The sequence below is a fragment of the Roseiarcus sp. genome (assembly GCF_052145395.1).
In the GTDB taxonomy this organism is placed as follows: domain Bacteria; phylum Pseudomonadota; class Alphaproteobacteria; order Rhizobiales; family Beijerinckiaceae; genus Roseiarcus.
Genome location: NZ_JBKQOT010000340.1, coordinates 1 through 3,172 on the forward strand (window position 1 = coordinate 1; position 3,172 = coordinate 3,172).

3 protein-coding genes are annotated in these 3,172 nt (G+C 65.4%); all 3 read left to right on the forward strand.

What is annotated here, in order from left to right; translation table 11 throughout:
- On the forward strand, nt 1–461 hold a 461-nt coding region (locus tag ACLP25_RS11525; protein WP_442469335.1), incomplete at its 5' end, for an adenylate/guanylate cyclase domain-containing protein.
- A gap of 41 nt (nt 462–502) precedes the next feature.
- Nucleotides 503–1,570, forward strand: a complete 1,068-nt coding sequence (locus tag ACLP25_RS11530) for an AAA family ATPase (protein WP_442469336.1) — start codon at nt 503–505, stop codon at nt 1,568–1,570.
- A gap of 215 nt (nt 1,571–1,785) precedes the next feature.
- Nucleotides 1,786–3,081, forward strand: a complete 1,296-nt coding sequence (locus ACLP25_RS11535) for a hypothetical protein (protein WP_442469337.1) — start codon at nt 1,786–1,788, stop codon at nt 3,079–3,081.
- Nucleotides 3,082–3,172 lie beyond the last annotated feature (91 nt).

Sequence of the window (3,172 nt, forward strand, 5' to 3'; positions counted from 1 at the left end):
GCTATGACGGCTTCGTCGCCAAGTTCTTTGGCGACGGGATCCTCGCTTACTTCGGATTTCCCCGCGCGCATGAGGACGACGCCGCGCGGGCGGTCCACGCGGCGCTGGAAATCGCCGAAGTCGTGGCAGGCTTGCAGACCTGCGCTCCCGAAAGCCTCGCGGTCCGCGTCGGGGTTGCGACCGGCCTTGTCGTCGTCGGCGACCTCGTGGGCCAAGGCTCCGCGCAGGAGCAGGCGGTCGTCGGCGACACCCCGAATCTGGCCGCGCGATTGCAGGCTCTCGCCGATGCCGGCGGCGTCGTTGTGGCCGCCGCGACGCGGCGCCTGCTCGGCGATCGTTCCGGCTGCGCGACCTCGGCAGGCACGCCGTCAAGGGCCTCGCCGAGCCGGTCGAAGCATGGGCGGCGCTTGGCGTGTCCGAAAGCGAGAGCCGGTTCGAGGCAGCTCATCCGGTGCGGCTGACTTGCATTGTCGGACGCGACGCCGAGTGCGCCGACCTGATCGTGCGCCAGCGCCGGGCATGGCGCGGCGAAGGCCATACCATTTTGATCTCGGGCGAAGCCGGCATCGGCAAGTCGCGCCTGTCCGCCTGGATCGCGGAGCAGGTCGAGGATACGCCGCACACACAGTTACGTTACCAGTGCTCGCCCTATCACCGCGACAGCGCGCTCTACCCCTTCGTGCAGCACTTCGAGCGCGCGGCGGGCATCGCGCCACACGAAAAACCCGAGGTCAAATTCGAAAAATTGGAGAAATTGTTGGGCCTCGCCACCGATCGGATGAACGACGTCGCGCCGCTGATCGCTTCGCTGCTGTCAATCCCGCTGGGGCGCCATCCCCCGCTGAACCTCTCGTCCGCGCAGCAGCGCCGGCAGACACTTTCGGCGCTGCTCGATCAGATTGAAAGCTTGGCCAAACACGAACCGTTGCTGATCCTGTTCGAGGACGCGCATTGGGCCGACGCGACCTCGCTCGAATTGCTGGATCTCGTGATCGCACGCGTGCGGCGGCTGCCCGCGCTGTTGATGATCACCTTCCGGCCCGAATTCGACGCGCCCTGGAAGGGCCTGCCCGGCGTCTCGACGATCGCCCTTGGCCGCCTCGACCGCGCGGAGGCCGAGACGCTGGTCGGGCGGGTGACGGGCGGACGCAAGCTGCCCACCGAGGTGCTCGCGCAGATTGTCGCCAAGACCGACGGCGTGCCGCTCTTCGTGGAAGAGCTGACCAAGAACGTGCTGGAGTCAGGCCTGCTGGTCGAGGAGGCTGACCGCTTCCGCCTCGACGGCCCGTTGCCACCCATGGCGATCCCCTCGACGCTGCAGGATTCGCTAATGGCCCGCCTCGATCGCCTCGTGGCGGTGAAAGAGATCGCGCAGATCGGCGCCGCGATCGCGCGCGAATTCTCTTACTCGCTGCTGCACGCCGTGGTCGGGAGCGACGAGGCCTCTTTAAAAAGCGCGCTGGCGCAATTGGAGGAATCCGAGCTGGTGTTTCGCGACGGAGCCCCGCCTGAAGCACGCTACAGCTTCAAGCACGCGCTCGTGCGGACACGGCTTACGAAAGCCTGCTGAGGAGCCGGCGGCAAATCCTGCATCGGCGCATCGCGGAAACCCTGTGCGAAAAGTTCGCTGGCGTCGTCGAGGCTGAACCGGAACTGGTCGCTCATCACTTCACGCAAGCAGGCCTCACCGAGCCCGCGATCGAATACTGGGGCAAGGCAGGCGATCTCGCGCTTCATCGCTCGGCGTTCAAGGAGGCGATCGCGCATCTTGGCAAGGCGATCGAGATGGCGGAGGCCTTGGCGGCCGTGGGGGAGAAGGAGAAGACAGGCGGTCAACTCCTGCGGCTGCAGGTTTCTTACGGAAACGCGAGAATTGCCGCGCACGGTCATGGCGCCCCCGAAACCGTCGCAGCCTTTGCGCGTGCGCGCGAACTGGGCGCCCAAGCCGCCGACATGTACGCGCGCTCCTCGATCAATTACGGGCAATGGGCGGGAAGCTATGTGCGTGGCGAACTAACGACGATGCTCGCGGCTGCGCAGGCTTTTCTTCGCGACGTCGCGTTGCAACCCCGTTCGCCGGAGGCGGGCGTTGCGCACCGGATCTATGGCGTGACGCAATGGTTTGCCGGAGATTTCATCGAGGCTCGTTCGCACCTCGAACAGGCCTTGGCGATTTTCGATCCGGACCGAGATCGCGATCTCGCCTTCCGCTTTGGCCAGGACGTGGGCGTTTCCGCGATGGCCTATGCGGCGATCGTGCTTTGGCCGCTCGGCGAGGTCGATCGCGCGAGAGAGTGTGCCGACGCGACGGCGACGCGAATCGCAAAATTGGGGCACCTCGCGACTTCAACATACGGGTTGATGCACAGCGCCATGTTCGAGATTATCGGCCGCAATGTCGACGGCGTCGCTCCCCACGCTAAAGCGCTTTCCGGTGTCGCGCATCAGCATGGGATCGCCCTGTGGGTCGCTTTCGGGGCCTTCCTGGAGGCCTGGGTGGAATTGCAGTCCGGCCGTCCAGAGATCGCTCTCGTGAAGATGCGCGGAGCCGCCGCGTTGCTTCATCAGGATGGCGTTGGGGCCTTTCAGCCGCTCATCAAGACGTCTCTGGCGGAAGCGGAAGCGCGGACTGGCGAAACGGAAGCTGCGCTTGCCACGCTCGAGCAGGCGCTCGAGGACTCCAACCGCACAGGGCAGTGCTGGTTCGATGCTGAGACCCACCGCATTCGCGGCGAAATCCTGCTCAAGCGCGACGCCTCAAACCCGCAGCCCGCCGAGGATGCCTTCCTCGCCGCCATCGCCATCGCGCAATCTCAGAAAACCCGCAGCTTCGAACTGCGCGCCGCGCTTTCGCTCGCTCAGCTCTACCGCGCGACTGGACGGGACGCGCACGCGCATGCGGTGCTGGGGCCGGCGCTTGAAGGCCTCGCGCCGACGCGGGAGTTTCGGGAGATCGAGGAGGCAATAAACTTGGCAGCAGCCATCAGGCCAACGAGAGATCCTGACGAGAGCAAGAACACGGCGCCCCTCGAAAAGCCGGAATACCCCGTCTGCGACGCGCACCCCCGCGATGCGCAATGATCGGTTAACGTTCGCGCCGTTCAATTGCTTGGGAGATGTATGAGGTCCTCGACAATTTCCTGTTAACCGGTACGTGGCACGCGCGCCACCC

Bases quoted from the DNA above. Each gene is read 5' to 3' on its own strand.
- ACLP25_RS11535 (WP_442469337.1), top strand. From the start codon at position 1,786: ATGGCGGAGGCCTTGGCGGCCGTGGGGGAGAAGGAGAAGACAGGCGGT.